This window comes from Achromobacter sp. FW305-C-13, assembly GCF_058783475.1.
Genome location: NZ_JBYSYN010000004.1, coordinates 63,278 through 85,569 on the forward strand (window position 1 = coordinate 63,278; position 22,292 = coordinate 85,569).

A 22,292-nucleotide genomic window follows, 5' to 3' on the forward strand; every position below is an offset into this window, starting at 1 on the left:
TATCGCCAAGAAAGAAGAAGGGCCGGCATCACGAGCCGCCGCCCACGACATCCACGGTGGCGCCGTCGGTCACGCGCTGCATGCCCGCCACCACCAGCTTGTCGCCCGCCGCCACGCCCGTCAGGATTTCGACGCGACCCTCGCGGCGTTCGCCGATGGTCACTTCGCGCCGCTCCGCGCGGCCGTCCTTGATCCGGTAAACGTACTGCGTTTCGCCCGAGGGCGACAACGCGGCTTCCGGGGCCACCAGGGCCTTGTCCTGATTGAACAGCAGTTGCACGCGGGCGAACATGCCCGGCCGCAGCACCGCGTCCTTGTTGGCAACGGTGGCGCGCAGCAGGATGGACCGGCCGCCCGCATCCACCAGCGGGCTGACCGCATAGACCAGCCCCTGGCGTTCCTGGCCCGGCAGCGCATCCAGCCGCAGCGTCAACTGCTGGCCCACGCCCACCTTGCTCAGATACATTTCCGGCACGCGGAAATCCACTTTCAGGGGGTCGATCGCCTCAAGCGGCGCCAGATCCTGCCCCTGATTGACGTAGTCGCCCACGGACACGCTGCGCAACCCCACGATGCCGCCGAACGGGGCCGAGATCGTCATCTTGTCCAGCCGGGCCTGCGCCAGCGCCACGGCGGCTTCCTGAACCTTGAGCGTGCTGGCGGATTCGTCGCGGGCCTGCTGGCTGACGAAGCCCTTGCCCTGCAATTCCACGGCGCGGCGGTAATGGCTTTGCGCCAGGGTCAGGTTGGCGCGGGCCTGAGCCAATTCGGCGCGTGGCACGGAATCGTCCAGCCGGATCAGCGTCTGGCCGCGAGTGACAGGCTGGCCTTCCTTGAATTCGATCGTCTGGATGCGTCCGGCGACTTCCGGCCGCAGCACCACGGACTCGTCGGAACGCAGGCTGCCCACGGCCGACAGGCCGCGCGCAAAGGGGATTTCCTGGACGGCCGCGACTTCGACGCGCACGGGACTGGCCGGCGCGACTTGCGGCTTGGTGACGGTCTGGGTGGTCGTGGCGCCGGGCGCGAGCCAGCGCGGCACGAAAACGCCTAGTGCGGCCCCCGCGGCCAACCCGGCCGCGACGGCGGCCAGCAGTACAGCTTTTTTCATGCGCGAATGTGGCAGTGGTGCGGCGCGGACCGTATTCCCCACCTGGCCGAACGCCGCAGGAACTGGAATGGGGAAGGCACTGTAGCACCCGAATTTACATACTGGAACAATCCAGAAGCCGGATGAAAGAACTAAATCCGCCCCAAACGGCGGAATTCAGGGTATATCCCGATGCCTTCAGCCCCGCTTGGCCGCTTCCACGCCCATGTTGGCCAGCTGGTCGGCCCGTTCGTTGCCGGGGTCGCCGGCATGCCCGCGGACCCAGCGCCAGGACACCTGGTGGCGCTGGACCTGCTCGTCCAGGGCCTGCCACAGCTCGACGTTCTTGACGGGCTTTTTGTCGGCCGTCATCCAGCCGCGGCGCTTCCAGTTCGCCAGCCACTCGGTCATGCCCTTCATCACGTACTGCGAGTCCGTGTGGATGGTGACGACGCAGGCGCGCTTGAGCGCGCGCAGGCCTTCGATGACCGCCAGCAGCTCCATGCGGTTGTTGGTGGTCTGGAGTTCGCCGCCGTGCATGGTTTTTTCGTGGCCGCCCGCGCGCATCAGCACGCCCCAGCCCCCCGGACCCGGATTGCCCTTGCAGGCGCCATCGGTCCACATTTCCACTTTCTGATCGTTCGGTTTGTTGTCCTGCATGGTGCTGCTTGGTAATCCTTGTTCGTGCAAAAAATAGGCGGACGCGGGCCGCTCAGGACGGGTCGAAGCCGTCGTCGGCCTGGCGGTTGACCACCACGGAGGCGGCGCGCGCCCGCTTGGGCTTGGTCTTCCAGGCAGGGCCGATGATACGCATGCCGGCCACCCGCTTGACCGCCGACACCATATAGACTGCCCCGCCCAGGCTCCACCAGCGGGCGCCGGCCGACTCCAGGAAGCCCCAGCGCTGGAGCCATTTCTCGCTGCGGCAGGCGGGCGCGTAGCAGCCGAAATGGCTGGCCTCGACTTCCAGCGACAGCAGCTTGAACCAGTCTTTCAGACGCGGCAGCGACACCTGGGAGGACGGCGGCTGCGGCAGCCAGGGCTCCATGCCGGGCATGCGCGTGCGCGCGCCCCACATGCTCCAGGGATTGAAGCCTGAAATCACGACCCGCCCTTCGGGCACGAGCACGCGTTCCACCTCGCGCAGGACGTTATGCGGATCCTGCGTGCACTCGAAGGCATGCGGCAGGATCAGCAGGTCGACGCTCTGGGTTTCGAACGGCAGCGCTTCGGGTTCGGCCAGCACCACGCGGGACTGCCAGCCGGCGATGCTCTCCGCGGAAGGGGTCTCGGTGCCGACATAGCCTTTGAAGGGCATGCGGTTGGCCCGCAGCAGGTTCATGTCGGCCAACCCGACCTGCCAGGCGTAATATCCGAACACGTCCGCGACAGCCGCGTCGAACTGGGCCCGTTCCCAGGCCAGCGCGTACTGCCCCGGCGGCGTCTGGAACCATTCGGCCAGTTCTACAATCGGCGGAGTATCTTCTGCCACGTTTTATTCCTTCGAATCTCATGCAAGCCTTGACCGCCCCCGCAGGCGGCCGCGAACGCAATGCCGCGGTCTTGCCTCTACCCGCCTTTACCGACAACTACATCTGGGCCATCGTCCACGGTGACAACGCCGCCGTGGTGGATCCCGGCGAAGCCGGTCCCGTACTGCAATGGCTCGAGCAGGAAGGCTTGAGGCTGCGCGCCATTCTACTCACGCACCATCATGGCGACCATGTGGGCGGCGTTCTGGAATTGTCACGCATCGCGGACATTACCGTATACGGTCCGGCACGGGAACGGCTGCCGCGCTGCGACGTGCCGCTGACCGAAGGCGACCGCGTCGTGTTACCGGAACTGGACCTGGATCTGCGCGTGCTGGACGTGCCCGGCCACACCGCCGGCCACATCGCGTACACCGGCCGGGCGGCAGGAATAGAACCCGTGCTGTTCTGTGGAGACACCCTGTTTGCGGGGGGCTGTGGCCGGCTTTTCGAGGGTACTCCTGCGCAAATGCATGATTCCTTAGGAAAATTTTCTGTTTTACCGCCAGATACACAGGTTTTTTGCGCGCACGAGTACACTCTAGCGAACTTGCGCTGGGCATTGGCTGTGGAACCCGCCAATCGCACCCTGCAACAGTGGTATCAGCGAGCCCAGCAACTACGAGCAGAAGGTCTTCCCACGCTTCCGTCGACGATCGGTCAGGAACGCGCGACGAACCCGTTTTTGCGTACGCAGCAAGTCGACGTCGTTCGTGCCGCAGCCAGCTGGGCCGGACGCAATCAACCTACGCCGGTAGAGGTCTTTGCCTCCCTGCGTGAATGGAAGAACGATTTCAAGTGACCGCCTGATGAATCTATCCCGACTCCTTCTGCCACTCATGCTGGCAGTCCTCGCCGGTTGCGCAGGAACCAAAGCCCCCGATAGCAAGAACCTCACCACCAATTCCCAAGGGCGATATATCGCCCGGGACACGTCCCGAACGGTTGACCTGACCAACCCGCCGTCTGACGCCTGGGACCGCATCCGCCGCGGTTTCGCCATTCCCAACCTGAACACCGACCTCTCGCAGCAGTGGACCGACTATTACGCGTCCCACCCCGAGGCGGTGCAGCGCATGGCCGAGCGCGCCGGCAAATACCTGTATTTCATCGTCGACGAAATCAACCGCCGCGGCCTGCCGACCGAACTGGCGCTGTTGCCGTTCGTGGAAAGCGCCTACAACCCGACCGCCCTGTCGCGCTCGCAGGCCTCGGGCCTGTGGCAGTTCGTGCCGGCAACCGGCACGCACTTCAACCTGAAGCAGGACTGGTGGCGCGACGAGCGCCGCGATCCCATCGCCTCGACCAACGCGGCGCTGGACTACCTGGAAAAGCTGTTCGAGATGCAGGGCGACTGGTATCTGGCGCTGGCGTCCTACAACTGGGGTGAAGGCTCGGTGCAGCGCGCCATGGCCAAGAACGAAGCGGCCGGCCAGAACACCGATTACCTGTCCCTGAACATGCCGGACGAAACCCGCAACTACGTACCCAAGTTGCAGGCCATCAAGAACATCATCGCCGACCCGCAACGCTATGCGGTGGCGCTGCCCCCGGTGGGCAACACGCCCTACTTCGTGACGGTGCAGAAGAACAGCGACATCGACCTGGAAATTGCCGCCAAGCTGGCCGAAATGCCGCTGGATGAATTCAAGGCGCTGAACCCCTCGTTCAACCGCCCGGTCATCCGTGGCGACCACGGCCCGACCCTGCTGCTGCCGGCCGACCGCGTCGAGATCTTCAATGCGAACCTGACCAACTACAAGGGCGACCTGAGCGCCTGGAAGGTCTACCACTCGCGCCGCGGCGAATCCTATGCCGCGATCGCCAAGCGTTTCGGCGTGACCGAGTCCAAGCTGCGCGAGACCAACGACATCGGTTCGCGCCAGAAGTCCGCGTCCGGCCAGGCCCTGCTGGTGCCCGGAGAACCCGGTACCGGCGGCGTGCAGCTGGCTTCCCTGGCAGCCCCCGTGGGCGCGCTGGACCCGGCCCCGTCCGACAACAAGGCCGCCGCCCCGCGCGGCCGCGCCGCGCCGGCGCCGGCTGCCCGCGTGGCCAGCGCCCGCCCGAACGTGCGTACGCACAAGGTCCGCCAGGGCGACACCCTGTTCTCGCTGGCCAAGCAGTACGGCACCTCGGTGGACGCGCTGCGCGCGCTGAACAACCTGAAGGGCAGCGCCCTGAAAGTGGGCGCCCCGATCCGCGTGCCGGGCACCAACGCCCGCGGCTGATCCCCCGCCTGACCCAACAGCACGGCGCCCACTCGGGCGCCGTTTTTTCAAGCACGCGAAACCGTCAAACTCCTTAAAATAGGCGGTCTTCAGCAGGTAAGAATCAAAGGAAAAAACATGGGCTTTCTCGCCGGCAAGCGCATTCTCGTCACCGGGGTGCTTTCGAACCGATCCATCGCCTACGGCATTGCGCGTGCCTGTCACCAGCAAGGCGCCGAACTGGCGTTCACCTATGTGGGCGACCGTTTCAAAGACCGCGTCAGCGAATTCGCCGCCGAATTCGGCAGCAAGATCGTGCTGCCTTGCGACGTGGCCGAAGACAGCCAGATCGAAGGCGCCTTCACCGAATTGGCCCAGCACTGGGACGGCCTGGACGGCCTGGTGCACTCCATCGGCTTCGCCCCGCGCGAAGCAATCGCCGGCAACTTCCTGGACGGCCTGTCGCGCGAAGGCTTCCGCATCGCCCACGACATCTCGGCCTACAGCTTCGCCGCAATGGCCAAGGCCGCCCTGCCGCTGATGGAAGGACGCAACGCGTCGGTGTTGACGCTGACCTACCTGGGCGCCGAACGCGTGGTGCCCAACTACAACACGATGGGCCTGGCCAAGGCGTCGCTGGAAGCCAGCGTGCGCTACCTGGCCACGGCGCTGGGCCCGCGCGGCATCCGCGCCAATGGCATTTCGGCCGGCCCCATCAAGACGCTGGCTGCCAGCGGCATCAAGGATTTCTCGGCCATCCTGAAGTTCGTGGAAGCCCAGGCCCCGCTGCGCCGCAACGTCACCATCGACGACGTGGGCAACGTGGCCGCGTTCATGCTGTCGGACCTGGCTGCCGGCGTCACCGGCGAAATCACGCATGTGGACGCCGGTTTCTCGACCGTCGTCCCGGGCATGGAAGACTGACGTCCCTCAGGGGCGGGGCAACCCGCCCCGCCCCGGCCGGCCGCTCAGGCCGGCCGCACCACCAGCGTGGACACCTGCACGTCCACCGCCGTCATCAGCTTGTGGATCGGGCATTTCTCGGCCACCGCCAGCAACTCGTCGATCTGGGCATCCGATAGGTTGCCGTGCAAGGTCAGCTTGGCCGTCAGCCGGTAGATGCCCTTGCGCTCCTCGCCTGCGTCGCGCACCACCTCCACCCCCACTGACTCCAGCGGCAGTTCCTTGCGCTGCGCGTAGACCATCAGCGTCATCGCCTTGCAACCGCCCAGCGCGGTATCGAAATAATCGTGGGGATCCGGGCCTTCGCCCTGCGGCTGCGGCATCGCCAGCGGCAAGTCATGGCCTTCGGCCGTGGCGGTGAACTGCAGCGTGTTCGGCGCATTCTGACGGATGCGGATGCTCATGGGTCGGACCTCCTTCAGGACGGGCGTCCGGCGCGGACACCCCATGCCACCTTGTAGCACTTGCCGCGGCATCTGCTTACTGACGGAAACCTGAACTTATTGCGGTGCGGGCGGTCGGATATCCCTATCCGCATTCACGCACAGACAAAAGAGGGCCACATGAGCGCCAGACAACTTCTTGATCAATTGCTGCAATCGGGCCAAGGCCTGCTGTCCGACGCGACCAACCGCGTGCAAGGTGCGACGGGCGGCTCGGGCGGCAAGGGCTCGTTCCTGACCGGATTGGGCGGCGGCGCGCTGGGCGCGGGCGCCCTGGGGCTGCTGATGGGCAGCAAGAAGGCCCGCAAGATCGGCGGCAAGGTCGCCATGTACGGCGGCATGGCGGCGCTTGGCGCGCTGGCCTACCGCGCCTATGGCGATTGGCAGCGCAACCAGGCCGGCGGCGCGCCAGCCACGCCGCCGCAGACGCTGGACCGCCTGCCCGCCCCCGAGGCCGAGCAGCACAGCACCGCCGTCCTGACCGCCATGATCGGCGCGGCCAAGTCCGACGGACACATCGGGCCCGAAGAGCGCACCCTGCTGGAAACCGAATTGTCCAAGCTGTCGTCCGACGCCCAGGACCGCCGCTGGCTGGAAACCGAACTGTCGCGTCCGCTGGACCCGGCGGCCGTCGCGCAATCGGCCAAGACGCCGGAAATGGCCGCCGAAATGTACCTGGCCAGCCTGCTCGTCGTGGACGAGGAAAGCTATATGGAACGCGCCTATCTGGATGAGCTGGCGCGCCAGCTCAAGCTTGCTCCCGGGCTGAAAGAGCAGTTGGAGCAGCACGCCAAGACGGCGGTCGCGTAAACCGCATGGCAGGCGGGGCCGGACCCTGGCCCCGCGCACTGCCGGGTCAGTCCGCCCGCAGCCCGATCGATTCGGTCAACGCGGTGTAGCGGTCGATGTCGGCATTGATCATCGTCTGGAATTCTCGCGGCGTGCTGCTGGCCGGCGTGAATCCCTGATCACGCAGCGATGCCTGCACCTCCGGATTGCGCACGATCTTCGCCACCGCGGCGTTCAGCTTGTCGACCACGGCCGGCGGCGTGGCGGCCGGCGTCAGCAGGCCGTGCCACTGGTCCAGCGCGTAACCGGCAACGCCCTGTTCGGCCACCGTCGGCACGGTCGGCATCAGGGGCGACCGGGCGGGTGAGGTCACCGCCAAGGCGCGCAACTTGCCTGCGGCGATCAACGGCGCGGCGCTGGACGCCGTGACGATGCCCATGCCCACCTGCCCCGCCGTCACGTCGGTCAACGCCGGCCCGCAACCCTTGTACGGCACATGCTGCAAAACGGCGCCCGTCGCGCGCGCCAGCATTTCTCCGGCCAGATGCTGCGGCGTCCCGTTGCCGCAAGAGGCGAACGGCAGAGGCTTGCCCGGCTGGGCCGCAGCCAGCGCGTCGTCCAACTTTTGCAACGGCGACGTTGCCGGCACCACGAAGACGGACGGCACGAACGCCACGTTGATCACCGCCGCGAAGTCCCGCTTGGGCGCGAAGCCCAGATTCCGGTAGACCCCGGGATTGATCGCGAACGAGCTGTTCACCATCAACAGCGTGTAGCCATCGGGCGGCGCTTCCGCCACGATGCGCGCGCCGATGTTGCCGCTGGCGCCGGGGCGGTTCTCCACCACCACTGGCTGCCCCAGTTGCTCTTGCAGGCTGGCGCCGATGCGGCGCGCCAGCAAATCGGTGCCGCCGCCGGGCGGGAACGTCACGACGATGGTGATCGGGTGCGTGGGATAGGACGCGTCGCCGGCGGCTTCGCCTGAAGGCGAATTGCCGCAGGCCGCCAGCGACAGCGCAAGCAGCGGGAGGGTCGATCGAAGCATACGTTTCATGATGCGGGCCTGTAAGCGCCGCGGCCGCGCCAGCCGGCGCGCCGTGTCGTAAAAAGCCGGCCGGGACCGGCGGAAGGAATCAGGCGTCCAGCCCGATATCCAGCACCTTGGCGCTGTGGGTCAGCCAACCGACGGCGATCTGGTCGACGCCGGTCGCCGCCACCTCGGCGGCCGTCTCTGGCGTAATGCGGCCCGACGCTTCCGTGATGGCCCGGCCGCGCGCCATGGCGACGGCGCGGCGCAGATCCTCCAGGCTCATGTTGTCCAGCAGCACCACGTCCACGCCCAGCGACAGCGCCACTTCCAGCTGCGCCAGGGTGTCCACTTCCAGTTCGATCTTGACCATATGGCCGACGCCGGCGCGTGCGCGCTGCACCGCCGTGGCGACATCGCCCGCCAGCGCGATGTGGTTGTCCTTGATCAGGACCGCGTCATCCAGGCCGAAGCGGTGGTTGCTGCCGCCCCCCACGCGCACCGCATACTTCTGCACGGCGCGCAGGCCCGGTATGGTCTTGCGCGTGCAGGTGACGCGGGCGCCGTAAGCCGAAATGGCGCGGGCAATGGAGGCGGTGGCCGTGGCCACGCCGCTCAGGTGGCACAGGAAATTCAGCGCCACGCGTTCCGCGGTCAGCATCGCGCGGGCATTGCCGCGTATGCGGGCGATTTCCATGCCCGGCCGCAGGTCGCTGCCGTCGGGCTGCGATACGGTAAATGCGATAGCGGGATCCATCGCGCGAAACGCCAGGCGGGCCAGGTCCAGGCCGGCCAACACGCCTTCCTGGCGCGAGACCAGGCGCGTTTCCGCCACGGCGTCTGCCGGCACGATGGCATCGGTGGTGAGGTCGCCGGCGCGACCCAGATCTTCCAGCAAGGCCGCGCGCACCAGCGGCTCCAGCATGACGTCCGGCAAGGGGGGGACAGCCAGGCGGGAGGCGGTCACGGGCGCTTCGGCTTTAATGCTCATTTTGAGTATTTGTGAGTTAAAAAAAGGCGCGCAGAGATTGCGCACCACTTATGCTAAAGACGAGCATAAGCCTTGTCAAGCGTCAAAGTGCACGCGACAGGGGCAATTTGCTGCCGGCGATCGCGCGCTCCAGCAGCACGTCGCGGCGGAATCGGAACAGCTTGGCGGGGCGGCCGGCCGTGCCCGTCGCCATTTCGCCCGTCTCTTCCACCAGCGCCTGCTGCTCGATCAGGCGGCGGAAATTCTGTTTGTGCAGGCCTCGCCCGGCCAGCGCTTCCACGGCCAGTTGCAACTGCAGCAAGGTGAATTGCGCGGGCATCAGTTCAAACACCACGGGGCGGTACTTGATCTTGGCGCGCAAGCGGGCAATGCCGGTGGCCAGGATGCGGCGGTGGTCATGGCGCATCGGCTCGCCCGGCAGCACCGCGCGGCCTGCGCCGCGGCGCGCGGCTTCGGGCACCAGGCCGGCTTCGAACAGCAGCTCGTAGCGTTGCAACACCATGTCTTCGTTCCAGGCGGATCCTTCCAGCCCGAAGGTGATGGCGGCGCGCTGATGACGGCGGGCCCGCACGGCCGCATCGGCGCTGTCTTCGCACCAGGCTGCCAGTTGCGGCACGATCAGTTCTTCGACCAGCGCCGGCGTGCCGGCGCGGCGGTCTTCCCACGGGAAATAGCGGTACCAGTCCTGCCAGCCCACCTGCGCCACGCCGGTTTCGCCGGCTTCGCGGGTCAGGCCCAGATAGCTGACCGACATGACCCGCGCGCCCGACTCGTCGGAGCGGTCGCCATCGGCGAAGGTGTAGAGCTGCTCGACATAGCCCAGCGGGTGATGCGTCTGCGTTTCCACCCACGCGCGCAGCCCGGCCTGCAAGGACCGGTGAGACAGTTCGAACGGCCCGGCAGGCAAAGCCCGTGCGTCATCCGTCGTCAGCACGCGAGGCTCGCCGTTGGTCACGGCGACAAGCACGGCAACGAGTTCGGCATGGACGGAACGTTCGACGGATTCGGTCAAGTTGGGCGTAGGAGCAGGAAGTGGAAAAGTCAGGGTTTGGCGTGCGCGACGACGGCATGCGCGGCGCGAACCGAATTATAAGGTTCTGTCCCTGCAACAGCCCCTTGCAAACGTGACATCGCAATCCGCCTCAGCGCCGGCCCGACGGCCTAAGATGAAACCTAAATCAGGCGCGTCGCCATCCTGGGACGCCCGCAAGCGGAGTCGCCAACATGTTGAAACCCGCCCCTGAAGTCCCCACCGAAAAGCCCGCCGCCGCCGAGGAAAAACCGCAGGCTCCCGATCCCCGCAAAGGCACGGGCATCATGCCCATGCCCGACCAGAGCAAGATGGTTGCCGGCATGCCCCGGCGCGGACGCGCCATCGAAGAGCCGGGTGATCCCGGCGTCATCACGCCCGAAGACGACGTGCTGGATACCTCTTACGAGAACCGCAAGGGCTAAGGCAAAGCCCCCGTTCATCCAACCGGCCTCCGCGCCTGGGCGTCGGGGCCGGTTTCGTCGTCCAGCGCCGCAAAACACGCTTCCAGGACGTGGGCGAACGCCTCGGTCACGTCGGACGGCGCGATCTGCGCCGGATACGCCATGCTGACCTGCACGGGCAGGCGTGGCGTGAACGGCCGTATCGCCAGCTGGCCGGAGAACACCCGCGCGATATAGGCGTTGACCACACCCACGCCGCTGCCGGCCGCGGCCAGCGCGCAGATCGTCGACGAATAGGTGGTTTCGATTTCGCCCTGAGGCTGCACGGCACGCGCCCGCATGGCGCCGCGCAATTGCTGGTGCACATCGTCGTCCGCATTCAGCACCAGCAGCCGGCGCGCGTTCAGGTCGCCGATGTCGACCGATTCCTGCCCCGCCAGCGCGTGGTCGGGCCGCATGACGCACACCGCCGAACTGCGGTGCAAGCGGCGCAGCGACAGGTTCGCGTCGTCCAGTTCCGCCGTGGTGATGACGACGTCGTACGTGCCATGCAGCAGGCCTTCGCGCAGGTACTGGCTGCCGACGGTCTGCATGTTGATGTGCACATCGGGGTACTGCTGCAGGAAGGCTTCCAGCGCAGCGGGCATCACGCCCAGCCCCAGCGCCGGCGTGCATGCCAGCCGCAGCACGCCGGTGCCGCTGCGGCGCATCGCCGCCACGCGGTCCTCGATGCGCTCCAGGCCCGCGAAGTGGCGCTTGACCGTATCGAACAAGTCCTTCGCCTCACGCGTGGGGCGCAAGCGCCCCCGCTCCAGATCGAACAGCTTCACGCCGCAGGCCTGCTGCGCTTGTCCCAGCAAGCGGCTGACCGACGGCTGCGTGGTGCGCAGCATTTGCGCGGCGCCCGTGGTGGTGCCGGTCAGCATCACGGCACGGAAGGCTTCAATCTGGCGAAAGTTCAGGGGCCGGCTCATAGGCGTTCAATGTATAGCAATCTTGCATAGCCTATGACTAAAAAAGAATTTTTTCAAATACATGGCCGCTCCTACACTCGGTTTTCCAAGGGTGCCATCAGACGCGCCCGTCACAGCATCATCCGATAGGGGAAAGACCATGAATCCATACCGTCCCTGGCGCCGCGCGCTGCGCGCCCTGTGCCTGACGCTCGCGGGCGCGGCGTTGCCGTTGGCCGCCCAGGCGCAAGCCAACTACCCCGACCGCCCGCTGCGCATCGTGGTGCCCTTCACCGCCGGCGGCAGTTCCGACATCCAGGGCCGCCTGCTGGCCGAGCACCTGGGCAAGCTGTACGGGCAGTCGGTCGTCGTGGAAAACCGTCCCGGCGCGGGCGGCCACATCGGGGGCAAGTTCGTGGCGGACTCCGGGCCGGACGGCTACACCCTGCTGCTGGGCTCCATTGGCCTTCACGCGACCTATGGGGTGTACAAGTCGCTGAACTACCGGCCCGCCCAGGACTTGAAGGTGATCACCATCGTGGCCGAAATGCCGCACGTCGTGGTCGCCACGCCCGGGCTACCGGCCAACACCCTGGCCGAACTCACCACCCTGGCCCGTGCCAAGCCCGAATCGGTCCACTTCGGCTCGGCCGGCGTGGGCTCGTCGGTGCACATGGTGGGCGAGCTCTACAAGATGGCCGCGCAAGCGCCCATCGTGCACATCCCCTATCGCGGCAGTTCCGCCGCCACCAACGACCTGCTGGGCGGGCAGATCGAACTGCTCTTCGAGAACGTGCCCACCACCATCGGCTACATCCAGGCCAACAAGCTCAAGGCCCTGGCGATCACGGGCGCGACCCGCTCGCCCGCCCTGCCCGACGTGCCCACCGCCGCGGAAGCGGGGCTGCCGGGCCTGACGGTCACCTCCTGGACCACGCTGGCGGCCGGCCGCGACGTTCCAGACGCCCTGATCGAAAAGATCAGCGCCGACCTGCGACGCGTCTATGCCGACCCGGCCTTCCGCGCCGGGCTGGAGAAGCTGGGCATGACGCCCGTGGGCAATAGCCCCGCCGAGGCCCGCGCGTTCGTCGAGCGTGAACGGGCGCGCTGGAACAAGGTCATCGAAACCGAACACATCACCGCCGGCTGACGCCGGTGCGCGGCGGCCCGCCGCCGCGCGCCTTCCCACCCCGGGCACCGCCCATTTTCCCCGAATGCCATCCATGAACCGCATGATCGCCACGCCCATTCCGTGCCGCCGTCTGGGCGCGCGCCCGCACCACCACTTCTTCGGCTACTACAACAAGACCGTCTGGCACCGCGACGGCCGCTACGTGCTGGGCAACCGCACGCCGATGATGGACGCGGTGCTGACGCCGTCGCTGCGCGCTGAGGTGGGCTACTTCGACCGCGAGGACGGCGACCGCTATCACGCGGTGGGGGCCACGACTGCCTGGAACTGGCAGATGGGCTGCCAATTGCAATGGCTGGACGGCGCGACCTCGCCGCAGATGATCTACAACTGCCGCAGCGACGACGACAACGGCTTCTATCCCGGCTTGCGCTCGGCGGTCCACGACGTGGTCACCGGCCAAACGCGCTATCTGCCGCTACCCATCTACGTCGCCGCGCCGAACAGCCGCTACGCGCTGTGCGTGGACTACCGCAGGCTCTACCTCACCCACCAGACCATCGGCTATAGCGACAATGCGCCTGTCGAAGTCGCGCGTGCGCCGGCCGACGACGGCATCCACACACTGGATCTGGCCACGGGCGCGCACCGGCTGCTGGTCAGCTACGCCGACCTGAGCAACTTCCACCCGCGCGCCTCGATGGAACGCGCCATTCACTGGGTCAGCCACATCGAAGTGAACCCGTCTTCGTCGCGTATCCTGTTCCTGCATCGCTGGACCGAGCGCGTCGAAGACGAAACCTGCTTCCTGCACCGCCTGATCACCATGAACGCGGACGGCAGCGACATGCGCCTGCTTGAATGTTCCGACCATCCGCTGCCGCAACTGGCGGACGATTTCGATCCCACCGCCGTCGGCACCTTCGACTACGAGAAATCCGAATACCAGATTTCGCATCCGCTCTGGCGCGACGACCATTCCATCATCGTGTGGGGTCCGCATGCCGGCAGCATCCACTACCACCTGTATGAAGACGCGCCGGACGGCCGCGTGCAAGTCGTGGGCGACGGCGTGTTGACGGAAAACGGGCACATGAGCTTTTCGCCCGCCGATTCCCGCTGGCTGCTGAGCGACACCTATCCGGATGCCGCCACGCACGAACGCATCCTGTTCATCTACGACATGCGGACCGGCCAGCGCCACGCGCTGGGCAGCTTCTACGCCGACCCGGGCCTGTCCAAGGAAAACCGCTGCGACCTGCATCCGCGCTGGAGCCGCGACGGCACGCAGGTATGCATCGATTCCGTGCATGAAGGCGAACGGCAGATGTACGTGCTGGACGTGGCCGCCATCGTGCAGGCGGCAAGCACCGCGGCGGACTAGCCTTCCTGCGCGACCTGGCGCAAGGCCTGCTCGAACGCCTCGGGCGGCTGGCCGCCCGACACCAGATACTGGCCGTTGATGATCACCGACGGCACCGACGTGATGCCGAGCTTGCGCCATTCCTCTTCTTCGGCACGCACCTCGTCGGCGTAGCGGCCGCTGGCCAGCACCTCGCGCGCGGCGGCCTCATCCAGCCCGGCCGCGCTTGCGGCTTGCGCCAGCACGTCCGCATCGCTGGTGTCGTGGTTCAGGTAGTGATAGGTCTGCAGCAAGCTCTTCTTCAGCGCGATCTGTTGCGCCTGGCCTTGCAGGCCGGCCCAATGGATCAGGCGATGCGCATCGAAGGTATTGAACGAACGGTTGTCGTCGTCCATGCGCATCGGCATGCCGACGGCGGCGGCCCGTTCGCTGATGACCTTGCGGTTCGCCTGCACGCGCTCGCGGTCATACCCGTACTTCGCCATCAGGCGTTCGATGGTGTTCTGCCCGCCGGCGGGCATGTCGGGGTTCAATTCAAACGGCCTGAAATGCAACGCGACCTCGGCCTTGCCTTCAAGCCGGCGCATGGCTTCCAGCAGCCCGCCCAGACCCACCGCGCACCAGGGGCACGCCACGTCGGACACGAAATCGATGGTGATCTTGGCCATGGCCTTCTCCGGAATGCCGACGGCTGCCGCAGCGCGCCGCAGCCGTCAGGAAAATGATTGTCGATATTCCAGAGAGTAAATCAAACCTGGCGGGCGCGATCGATCCCCGTTGGGGCGCCACCCGCAAGCGGCCTGGAAAGCCAGCGCGATACCTCCGCCCCGCCTTCCAGGCCGCCGCCCGTCAGGCGCCTACCGGCTTGCCATCCTGGCGGCGCACCACCACGGTCGCCGACCGCGCATCGCCGCCGCCCGCCCGCACCGTGTTCCAGTCCTTGTTGGGATGCTGGATGTTGATGAAGAACGTGGTCAGGTCCGGCGTGTAGGCGATGCCGGTGATTTCGCAACCCAGCGGCCCCACCAGGAAACGCTTGGACTCGCCCGTCTTCTGGTCGATGTAGTACATCGAGTTATTGCCGAAGATATTGGTGACGTCCGTGCCGGTGCCGGCATCGGTCTGCACCCACAGGCGCCCCTTCGGGTCCACGCGGATGCCGTCCGGGCTGGAGAACTCGTCGCCCTTGATGTTGCCGGTGATGTTCGATGCCGCGCCGTCCGCCGCGTCCTGGCCAGCCAGGAGCAGCAATTCCCATTCGAACGTGGTGGCCAGCGGCGAATCGCCGCGCTCTTTCCAGCGCACGATGTGGCCGTGGCGGTTGGTCACGCGCGGATTGGCGGCGCTGGTGCGGCGGCGGCTGCTGTTGTTGGTCAGCGTGCAATAGACCGTCTTGTCCACGCCCACCGTGATCCACTCGGGGCGGTCCATCAGCGTCGCGCCCGCCACCCGGGCAGCCGCCTTGGTGTTGATGAGCACGTCGGCCTGGCTGTTGAAGTCGATCAGCGTATTGGTGGGGACGTCGGTCGGACGCACCTGCGTGTAGTTGCCCGGATCGATGGCGCCCACGATCAGGTTGTTCTTGCCCACCGCCAGTTCCACCCAGTTGCCGCTGCCATCATCGTTGAAGCGCGCCGCGTACAGCGTGCCTTCGTCGAGCAGCTTGCTGTTGTTGGCGCGATTGGCCGCGTCAAAGGGCTTGCTGGGCACGAACTTGTAGATGCAGCCCGGCGTGCCGTCGTCGCCCATGTAGAACGCGACGCGGTTGTTCTCGTCAACCATGAAGGCCGTGTTCTCGTGGTCGAAGCGGCCCATCGCCGTGCGCTTGACGGCGGTCGAACCCGGGGTGCTGGGATCAATCTCGACCACCCAACCATAGCCGTTCTCGGGCTGCGTCGGATCCAGGTAATTGTCGGTCGTCTCCTCGCAGGTCAGGTAGGTGCCCCACGGCGTATTGCCGCTGGCGCAGTTGTTCAACGTGCCCACCACCGTCGCGCCCACGACCGAGGCGGCCGGGCCGCTCACGTTGTAGACGGTGTTGCCGGTATAGCGCTTGTTGTAGCGGGAATCGGCCTTGACCGCCCACTTGCCGTCCTTGTCGCGCGCAATCTCCACGACCGATACGCCCACGTTGGACAAGCGGGTTTTCACCCCTTCAACGGACACGTCCAGCGTGCTGTTGTCGAGGCTCTCGTGGTTCAGCACCAGCAGGCCGCCCTGGTTGGGATCCACCCCGTCCAGCGCATAGAAATGCATGCCGTCGTGCTGGCCGCCGGCCTGGGTTTCGGTGGCCGGGTACGACTGCGGCACGCCCAGATAACCGGCCGACCCGATCACGCACTTGTCGCCAGCCGAATACAACACTTCGGCCACATAACCTTCGGGAACCGTGACCGTGTCGGCCACGATCTTGTCTCCCAGCGGCTCGAACGTGACGGAATAGTCCGGACCCGGCTCAGGCGTCGGCACAGGCGTCTCGGGCGTGGGTTGTTCCGGCGGCGCAGCCGTGTCGTCGCCATCATCGTCATCGCTGCTACAGCCGGCCAGTGCGGTCACGCCGAACACCGACAGGACGGACAGCCCAAAGCTGTTCTTCAACAACGTACGACGGGTGGGATTGGCGGCGATGATCTCATCGAACATCTGGCCGGGAACGGTCACTTCCCCTCGGGCTTCACGGGAGGGCGCGCGCAACTTGTCTGTCAGGTAGGACATTGGGATCTCTATGTTTGAGGACTAAACGGCAAGCAATTTGTCAGCTGACTGAAAGTTTGCTGACGAACGGCTGAGAGATTACGAGACCGATATGACAGACTGGAGACGTTCCGATGAATTCATTGCGCACAGTTTTAGGTAGCATGACGTGCATCAGCGGATGATGCACTCAGCCAAGGCGGCCTTCCATGTCTTTCGCGCGTACCTACTTCCTGAACACGCTAAGCGATGATCAACTGGATGCGTTGCTGGGCCGGCGCGAGGACTTTTTCCTTGAGAACGTCGTGGACATGGCTGGCACGCTGCAACGCGCGCAGGCAGTGATCGCCCAGGCGGGAATGACCTGCCGGTACCTGCATGAACCCGCCAATCCCTTCTTGAACCTGCGCCACGACATCATCGGCGCGATTCCGCTCATCGGGCCGTTGTGGGTGCTGGGGCTGGGTGCGCTCAGGCTTGGCCGCCCGGGCGCGGACGTGACGCTCAAGCAAACGGCCGAACAATCCGTCAGCGTGATGTTTTCGCGCAAAATCCGGGGCGCCTGATCAGCGAATGCGCTCTATCGCGAGCGCCGCCCGCGCTTTCCACGCCCGCGCTCTCCACGCCCGCATTTTCCATGTTTACGCGGACAGCAAACAAAAAGCCCCTGACTTCTTTCGAAGTCAGGGGCTTTTTTAATTCTGGCGGACAGAGGGGGATTCGAACCCCCGATACGCTTTTGACGTATACACGCTTTCCAGGCGTGCGCCTTCAACCGCTCGGCCACCTGTCCTAATTGCTCACGTCGAAGCGGGTCAGAAACACCACTACGAAATTTGCGAATCCGCGATTCTAGCAGAATCTGAACGACCACCACAAGTCGCCAAAGAAAAAGGGACGCACTGGGCGTCCCTTTGCCTTGCCCCGCTCTCAGGTGGAGGCAGGCGCCTCTTGCTCGCGATAGGAACTGACGGTGCCGTCCGGCTCGGTTTCTTCCAGCCGCACCTTGAAGCCCCACAGGCGCGCCAAGTGCTTCATAACCTGCTCGGCATCGTCGCCGGCCAGCGGCCGGCCGCGGCTCTTCAGATGGCGCAGCACGAGCGACCGGTCAGAATCGCGGTTGAAGCGCACCACCTGGATATCCGGCACCTGGTTGTCGCGGTTGTGCTGCGCGGCCAGCAGGCGACGGATGTCGCGGTAGCCTTCGTCGTTGTGGATGGCGGCCACTTCCAGCTTGGGATTGGCCTGATGGTCCGAAATCGCAAAGAAGCGGAATTCACGGATCAGGCGCGGCGACAGGTATTGCGAGATGAAGGACTCATCCTTGAAGTTGCGCATGGCGAAGTCCAGCGTCTTGCCCCAGTCGCTGCCGGCAATGTCCGGGAACCACTTGCGGTCTTCGGGCGTGGGGGCCTCGCAGATGCGGCGGATGTCCGACATCATCGCAAAGCCCAGTGCATAGGGGTTGATGCCGCCGTAGCCGCGTTCGTCAAAGCCGCGTTGGCTGACGACGTTGGTGTGGCTTTGCAGGAACTCCATCATGAAGCCGTCGTCCACCAGGCCCTTCTCGTGCAGGCGGTTCAGGATGGTGTAGTGCCAGAACGTGGCCCAGCCTTCGTTCATGACCTTGGTCTGTGACTGCGGGTAGAAGTACTGGGCGACCTTGCGCACGATGCGCACCAGTTCCTTCTGCCATGGAGCAAGCTTGGGCGAATACTTCTCGATGAAGTACAGCAGGTTCTCTTCGGGCTCGGGCGGGAACACCGAAGCCTCGGCGCGCGTGTCCTTGTCGGCTTCCAGGCGCGGCAAGGTACGCCACAGGTCGTTGTATTGCAGCCGGGCGTGCTCCTGGCGTTCGGCCTGGCGCGCGGCCTCGCCCTTGAACGACATGGGCGTCGGGCGCTTGTAGCGGTCGACCCCGTGGTGCGACAGCGCGTGGCACGAGTCCAGCAGCGCCTCCACCGCATCGATACCGTAGCGGTCTTCGCAGGACATCACGTACTTGCGCGCGAACACCAGGTAGTCCAGCACGCCGTCCGCGTCCGTCCATTGGCGGAACAGGTAGTTGCCCTTGAAGAAGGAGTTGTGGCCATAGCACGCATGCGCGATCACCAGCGCCTGCATCGTCATGGAATTCTCTTCCATGAGGTAGGCGATGCAAGGGTTGGAGTTGATGACGATCTCGTACGCCAGCCCCTGCATGCCGCGGCGGTAGTATTGCTCGTTGCGGATGAATTCCTTGCCGTACGACCAGTGCGGATAGCCGATGGGCAGGCCCGCCGACGCATAGGCGTCCAGCATCTGTTCCGAGGTGATCACCTCGATCTGATTCGGATAGGTGTCCAGCCCGAATTCCGCCGCGACCTTGGAGATCGCTTCGTCATAGGACTGGATCAGTTCGAACGTCCATTCGGAACCTTGGGAAATCGGCCGCGCGCCGCTGGCCGATGCCGGCTCCACGAGAGCACCCACGATGGCATTCATGCGGTTTCCTTCTTGAACAGGTCATGGAACACGGGGAAGATCTCGCCGCGGTCGCAGATGCGCCGCATGACGAAATGCGGCTCCAGCTTCTGTTCATACTCCGCCCACAGGCTGCTCTTGCGAGCCTCTTGCGAGTCGGGGATTTCGATATAGGCGAAATAACGGGTCGACGGCAGCAGATGCTCGGCCAGGAAGCGCGCGCTCTTGCCGGCGTCGGCGCCGAACGAATCGCCGTCGCTGGCTTGCGCCGCGTAAACGTTCCAGGCCGCGGGCGGATAGCGCTTTTCCAGAATCTCGCGCATCAGCTCCAGCGCGGACAGCACGATGGTGCCGCCGCTCTTGGGGTCGTAGAAGAACGTCTGCTCGTCGACTTCCTCGGCGTTGTCCGTGTGGCGGATGAAGACCAGGTCCACGTGCTCGTACTTGCGTGACAAGAACAGGTACAGCAGCGTGAAGAAGCGCTTGGCCAGGTCCTTCTTGCCTTCGTCCATGGAACCGGACACGTCCATCAGGCAGAACATGACCGCGCGTGCCATCGGAATGGCGACCGACACCCGGTTGCGGTAGCGCAGGTCCAGGTCGTCCAGGAACGGCACGCGGGCAAGGCGCTCGCGGCAGTCCTCGACGTCCTGTTCCAGCGAGCGGATCTCGGCGGCGGGCGCACCCGCCGCACGGGCCTTGGCCAGCGCCTCTTCGGCGTCTTCAAGATCGGCGCGCGCCTTCACGTTGAGCGCCACCCGCCGCGCCAAGGACGACTTGAGCGTACGGCTGATGCTCAACATGCTGGGCGAACCGGTCGTGGTGTAGCCCGCGCGCTGCCATTTCTTCTGGCTGACTTCACCCAGCTGGTTGCGCGCCAAGTGCGGCAGTTCCAGATCCTCGAAGAACAGGTTCAGGAATTCGGCCCGCGACAGGCTGAAGGTGAACTGGTCTACCGATTCGCCTTCGCCGGGCTCGGACCCGCCCTCGCCTTGCCCGCCCTGCGGCCGGTCGATGGTGTCGCCCTTGGCGAATTCACGATTGCCAGGGTGCACCATCTCGCGGTCGCCGCCCGATCCGTGCCGGAACGTCGGCTCGGAAATATCTCGGGCGGGCAGGTTGATCTCTCCGCCTTGATCCATATCCTGAATCGAGCGGTCACGGATCATCCCGTGAACCGCTTTGCGGATCTGGTCCTTGTAGCGCCGCAAAAAGCGCTCACGATTGACGGCGCTTTTATTGCGCCCGTTAAGACGGCGATCGATCAGTGAATTCATGATTCACCTCGCTCAGGAAGACTTCCTCACACGGAGATACCACTCGCACAGCAGTCGGACCTGCTTTTCCGTGTAACCCTTTTCAACCATCCGATCCACGAAGCTCTGATGCTTGGACTTGTCCTCGGCCGACGCCTTGGCGTTGAACGAAATCACCGGCAGCAGGTCTTCCGTGTTCGAGAACATCTTCTTCTCGATCACTTCGCGCAGCTTTTCATAGCTGGTCCACGTCGGGTTGCGGCCATTGTTGTTGGCGCGCGCCCGCAGCACGAAATTCACGATCTCGTTGCGGAAGTCCTTCGGGTTGGCGATGCCCGCCGGCTTTTCGATCTTCTCCAGTTCGTCGTTCAAGGCGCTGCGGTCGAAGCTTTCGCCGGTTTCCGGATCGCGGAACTCTTCGTCCTGGATCCAGCAATCGGCAAACGTCACGTAGCGGTCGAAGATGTTCTGGCCGTACTCGGAGTACGACTCCAGGTACGCGGTCTGGATTTCCTTGCCGATGAATTCCGCATAACGCGGCGCCAGGAAGCCCTTGATGAACTCCAGATAGCGCCGGCGGATTTCCTCGGGGTAGTCCTCACGCCCGATCCGTTGCTCAAGCACATACATCAGGTGCACCGGGTTGGCGGCCACTTCCGTCTGGTCGTAGTTGAAGACGCTGGACAGGATCTTGTACGCGAAACGCGTGGAAACCCCGTTCATGCCTTCGTCCGTGCCGGCGTAGTCCTTGTATTCCTGCAAGGCCTTGGCCTTCGGGTCCACGTCCTTCAGGCTTTCGCCGTCGTAAACGCGCAGCTTTGAATAGATGCTGGAGTTCTCGGGTTCCTTCAGGCGGGTCAGCACCGAGAACTGCGCCATCATGTCCAACGTTCCCGGCGCGCACGGGGCGGCCGACAGCGAGCTGTGATGCAGCAGCTTTTCGTAGATGCGGACTTCTTCGGACACCTGCAAACAGTAAGGCACCTTGACGATATAGATCCGGTCAAGGAAAGCCTCGTTGTGCTTGTTGTTGCGGAAGGTCTGCCATTCGGACTCGTTCGAGTGGGCCAGGATCGCGCCGTTGAACGGAATCGCGGAGAAGCCCTCCGTGCCCTTGAAGTTGCCTTCCTGGGTTGCCGTCAGCAGCGGATGCAGCATCTTGATCGGGGCCTTGAACATTTCCACGAACTCAAGCAGCCCCTGGTTGGCCAGGCACAGTCCGCCGGAATAGCTGTAGGCGTCCGGATCGTCTTGCGAATGGCGGTCTAGCTTGCGGATGTCGACCTTGCCGACCAGCGACGAGATGTCCTGGTTGTTTTCGTCGCCCGGCTCAGTCTTGGCGATGGCGACCTGGCGCAGCACCGACGGATTCAGGCGCACGACACGGAACTGCGAGATGTCGCCGTCGAATTCCTTCAGGCGCTTGACGGCCCAGGGCGACATGATGCCGCTCAGGTAGCGCCGCGGAATGCCGTATTCCTTTTCAAGCGTGTCGCCGAAGCGTTCCGGATGGAACAGACCCAGGGGCGTTTCGTTGACGGGCGAACCCTTCAAGGCATAGATGGGATAGCTTTCCATCAAGGCCTTGAGCCGTTCCGCGATGGACGACTTGCCGCCGCCCACCGGTCCCAGCAGATAAAGGATTTGCTTGCGCTCTTCCAGCCCCTGTGCGGCGTGTTTGAAGAACGCGACGATCTGGCCGATCACGTCCTCCATGCCGTAGAACTCCTGGAACGCCGGATAGCGCCGGATGGTCCGGTTGGAAAACAAACGGGAAAGACGTGGGTCGTTGCGCGTATCCACGATTTCGGGTTCGCCAATCGCCGCCAGCATGCGCTCAGCGGGGCTGGCGTACGCCATGGGATCGCGTTTAGCGAGGTTCAGATATTCCTCAAGGGAAAGCTCTGACTCCTGCTCTTTTGCATACTGCGACTTGAAGCCTTCGACGATGTTTT

Annotated in this window: 21 protein-coding genes and 1 tRNA gene; 8 read left to right on the forward strand and 14 right to left on the reverse strand. The window is 65.0% G+C overall.

Annotated features, from left to right (window positions below):
• Nucleotides 1–28: 28 nt before the first annotated feature.
• The 3 genes from AC3WMU_RS23945 to AC3WMU_RS23955 form a co-directional block, all read right to left on the reverse strand.
• Nucleotides 29–1,111, reverse strand: coding sequence for an efflux RND transporter periplasmic adaptor subunit (locus AC3WMU_RS23945; RefSeq protein WP_006225941.1), 1,083 nt, complete (start codon nucleotides 1,109–1,111; stop codon nucleotides 29–31).
• A 177-nt stretch (nucleotides 1,112–1,288) separates the two neighbouring features.
• Complete coding sequence (rnhA, locus tag AC3WMU_RS23950) at nucleotides 1,289–1,750, reverse strand: ribonuclease HI (RefSeq protein WP_006225940.1); 462 nt, start codon at nucleotides 1,748–1,750, stop codon at nucleotides 1,289–1,291.
• A gap of 52 nt (nucleotides 1,751–1,802) precedes the next feature.
• A complete protein-coding gene (locus AC3WMU_RS23955) occupies nucleotides 1,803–2,582 on the reverse strand; it encodes a class I SAM-dependent methyltransferase (protein WP_169273992.1) in 780 nt (259 codons plus the stop codon).
• A 20-nt stretch (nucleotides 2,583–2,602) separates the two neighbouring features.
• Between AC3WMU_RS23955 and gloB the strand changes: the two genes are divergently transcribed.
• From gloB to fabI, 3 genes are all read left to right on the forward strand, one after another.
• Nucleotides 2,603–3,424, forward strand: coding sequence for a hydroxyacylglutathione hydrolase (gloB, locus tag AC3WMU_RS23960; protein ID WP_492283060.1), 822 nt, complete (start codon nucleotides 2,603–2,605; stop codon nucleotides 3,422–3,424).
• Between the two features lie 7 nt (nucleotides 3,425–3,431).
• Nucleotides 3,432–4,850: a transglycosylase SLT domain-containing protein gene (locus tag AC3WMU_RS23965; protein ID WP_035213646.1), complete on the forward strand. Its 1,419-nt coding sequence runs from the start codon at nucleotides 3,432–3,434 to the stop codon at nucleotides 4,848–4,850.
• Nucleotides 4,851–4,967: 117 nt separating this feature from the next.
• Nucleotides 4,968–5,753, forward strand: coding sequence for an enoyl-ACP reductase FabI (gene fabI, locus AC3WMU_RS23970; RefSeq protein ID WP_006225936.1), 786 nt, complete (start codon nucleotides 4,968–4,970; stop codon nucleotides 5,751–5,753).
• 44 nt (nucleotides 5,754–5,797) lie between these two features.
• Here fabI and AC3WMU_RS23975 read toward each other — a convergent pair whose 3' ends face one another.
• Entirely contained in the window at nucleotides 5,798–6,196 is a 399-nt protein-coding gene (locus tag AC3WMU_RS23975; RefSeq protein WP_006225935.1) for an OsmC family protein, read from the reverse strand.
• Between the two features lie 159 nt (nucleotides 6,197–6,355).
• On the opposite strand from AC3WMU_RS23975, the gene AC3WMU_RS23980 reads away from it, so the two are divergent.
• Nucleotides 6,356–7,045, forward strand: a complete 690-nt coding sequence (locus tag AC3WMU_RS23980) for a tellurite resistance TerB family protein (RefSeq protein WP_006225934.1) — start codon at nucleotides 6,356–6,358, stop codon at nucleotides 7,043–7,045.
• Nucleotides 7,046–7,091: 46 nt separating this feature from the next.
• On the opposite strand, the gene AC3WMU_RS23985 is transcribed toward AC3WMU_RS23980, so the two are convergent.
• The 3 genes from AC3WMU_RS23985 to AC3WMU_RS23995 all read right to left on the reverse strand — a co-directional run bounded on the left by AC3WMU_RS23985 (nucleotide 7,092) and on the right by AC3WMU_RS23995 (nucleotide 10,054).
• Nucleotides 7,092–8,078, reverse strand: coding sequence for a tripartite tricarboxylate transporter substrate binding protein (locus AC3WMU_RS23985; RefSeq protein WP_035213645.1), 987 nt, complete (start codon nucleotides 8,076–8,078; stop codon nucleotides 7,092–7,094).
• A gap of 79 nt (nucleotides 8,079–8,157) precedes the next feature.
• The gene (gene nadC / locus AC3WMU_RS23990; protein ID WP_492283061.1) at nucleotides 8,158–9,042 is read right to left on the reverse strand and encodes a carboxylating nicotinate-nucleotide diphosphorylase; all 885 of its coding nucleotides are present in this window, start codon (nucleotides 9,040–9,042) and stop codon (nucleotides 8,158–8,160) included.
• Nucleotides 9,043–9,124: 82 nt separating this feature from the next.
• A complete protein-coding gene (locus AC3WMU_RS23995) occupies nucleotides 9,125–10,054 on the reverse strand; it encodes an NUDIX hydrolase (protein WP_006225931.1) in 930 nt (309 codons plus the stop codon).
• A 212-nt stretch (nucleotides 10,055–10,266) separates the two neighbouring features.
• On the opposite strand from AC3WMU_RS23995, the gene AC3WMU_RS24000 reads away from it, so the two are divergent.
• Nucleotides 10,267–10,497, forward strand: coding sequence for a hypothetical protein (locus AC3WMU_RS24000; RefSeq protein ID WP_006225930.1), 231 nt, complete (start codon nucleotides 10,267–10,269; stop codon nucleotides 10,495–10,497).
• 14 nt (nucleotides 10,498–10,511) lie between these two features.
• Here AC3WMU_RS24000 and AC3WMU_RS24005 read toward each other — a convergent pair whose 3' ends face one another.
• Entirely contained in the window at nucleotides 10,512–11,450 is a 939-nt protein-coding gene (locus AC3WMU_RS24005; protein ID WP_454676133.1) for a LysR substrate-binding domain-containing protein, read from the reverse strand.
• A gap of 139 nt (nucleotides 11,451–11,589) precedes the next feature.
• Here AC3WMU_RS24005 and AC3WMU_RS24010 point away from each other — a divergent pair, with 139 nt between their 5' ends.
• Both AC3WMU_RS24010 and AC3WMU_RS24015 read left to right on the forward strand, forming a co-directional pair.
• Nucleotides 11,590–12,579 carry a Bug family tripartite tricarboxylate transporter substrate binding protein gene (locus AC3WMU_RS24010; protein WP_006225928.1) on the forward strand — a complete coding sequence of 330 codons (990 nt, stop codon included), beginning with the start codon at nucleotides 11,590–11,592 and terminating at the stop codon, nucleotides 12,577–12,579.
• 73 nt (nucleotides 12,580–12,652) lie between these two features.
• Nucleotides 12,653–13,945 carry a hypothetical protein gene (locus AC3WMU_RS24015; RefSeq protein ID WP_492283062.1) on the forward strand — a complete coding sequence of 431 codons (1,293 nt, stop codon included), beginning with the start codon at nucleotides 12,653–12,655 and terminating at the stop codon, nucleotides 13,943–13,945.
• Here AC3WMU_RS24015 and AC3WMU_RS24020 read toward each other — a convergent pair.
• The gene (locus AC3WMU_RS24020) at nucleotides 13,942–14,592 is read right to left on the reverse strand and encodes a DsbA family oxidoreductase (protein WP_492283063.1); all 651 of its coding nucleotides are present in this window, start codon (nucleotides 14,590–14,592) and stop codon (nucleotides 13,942–13,944) included. The genes AC3WMU_RS24015 and AC3WMU_RS24020 overlap by 4 nt on opposite strands.
• A gap of 181 nt (nucleotides 14,593–14,773) precedes the next feature.
• Nucleotides 14,774–16,639 carry a PhoX family protein gene (locus AC3WMU_RS24025; RefSeq protein ID WP_492283064.1) on the reverse strand — a complete coding sequence of 622 codons (1,866 nt, stop codon included), beginning with the start codon at nucleotides 16,637–16,639 and terminating at the stop codon, nucleotides 14,774–14,776.
• A gap of 188 nt (nucleotides 16,640–16,827) precedes the next feature.
• On the opposite strand from AC3WMU_RS24025, the gene AC3WMU_RS24030 reads away from it, so the two are divergent.
• Entirely contained in the window at nucleotides 16,828–17,184 is a 357-nt protein-coding gene (locus tag AC3WMU_RS24030; RefSeq protein ID WP_424625356.1) for a hypothetical protein, read from the forward strand.
• Nucleotides 17,185–17,320: 136 nt separating this feature from the next.
• Here the strand turns inward: AC3WMU_RS24030 and AC3WMU_RS24035 are convergent.
• From AC3WMU_RS24035 to AC3WMU_RS24050, 4 genes are all read right to left on the reverse strand, one after another.
• Nucleotides 17,321–17,411 (reverse strand) — tRNA-Ser (locus AC3WMU_RS24035).
• Between the two features lie 137 nt (nucleotides 17,412–17,548).
• Nucleotides 17,549–19,102 (reverse strand): SpoVR family protein, encoded by a 1,554-nt coding sequence (locus AC3WMU_RS24040; RefSeq protein WP_424625355.1) that lies wholly within the window; start codon nucleotides 19,100–19,102, stop codon nucleotides 17,549–17,551.
• Nucleotides 19,099–20,358, reverse strand: coding sequence for a YeaH/YhbH family protein (locus tag AC3WMU_RS24045; protein ID WP_006226710.1), 1,260 nt, complete (start codon nucleotides 20,356–20,358; stop codon nucleotides 19,099–19,101). The genes AC3WMU_RS24040 and AC3WMU_RS24045 overlap by 4 nt, the downstream gene beginning before the upstream one ends.
• 12 nt (nucleotides 20,359–20,370) lie before the next feature.
• Nucleotides 20,371–22,287, reverse strand: coding sequence for a PrkA family serine protein kinase (locus tag AC3WMU_RS24050; RefSeq protein ID WP_377785558.1), 1,917 nt, complete (start codon nucleotides 22,285–22,287; stop codon nucleotides 20,371–20,373).
• Between the last annotated feature and the right edge of the window lie 5 nt (nucleotides 22,288–22,292).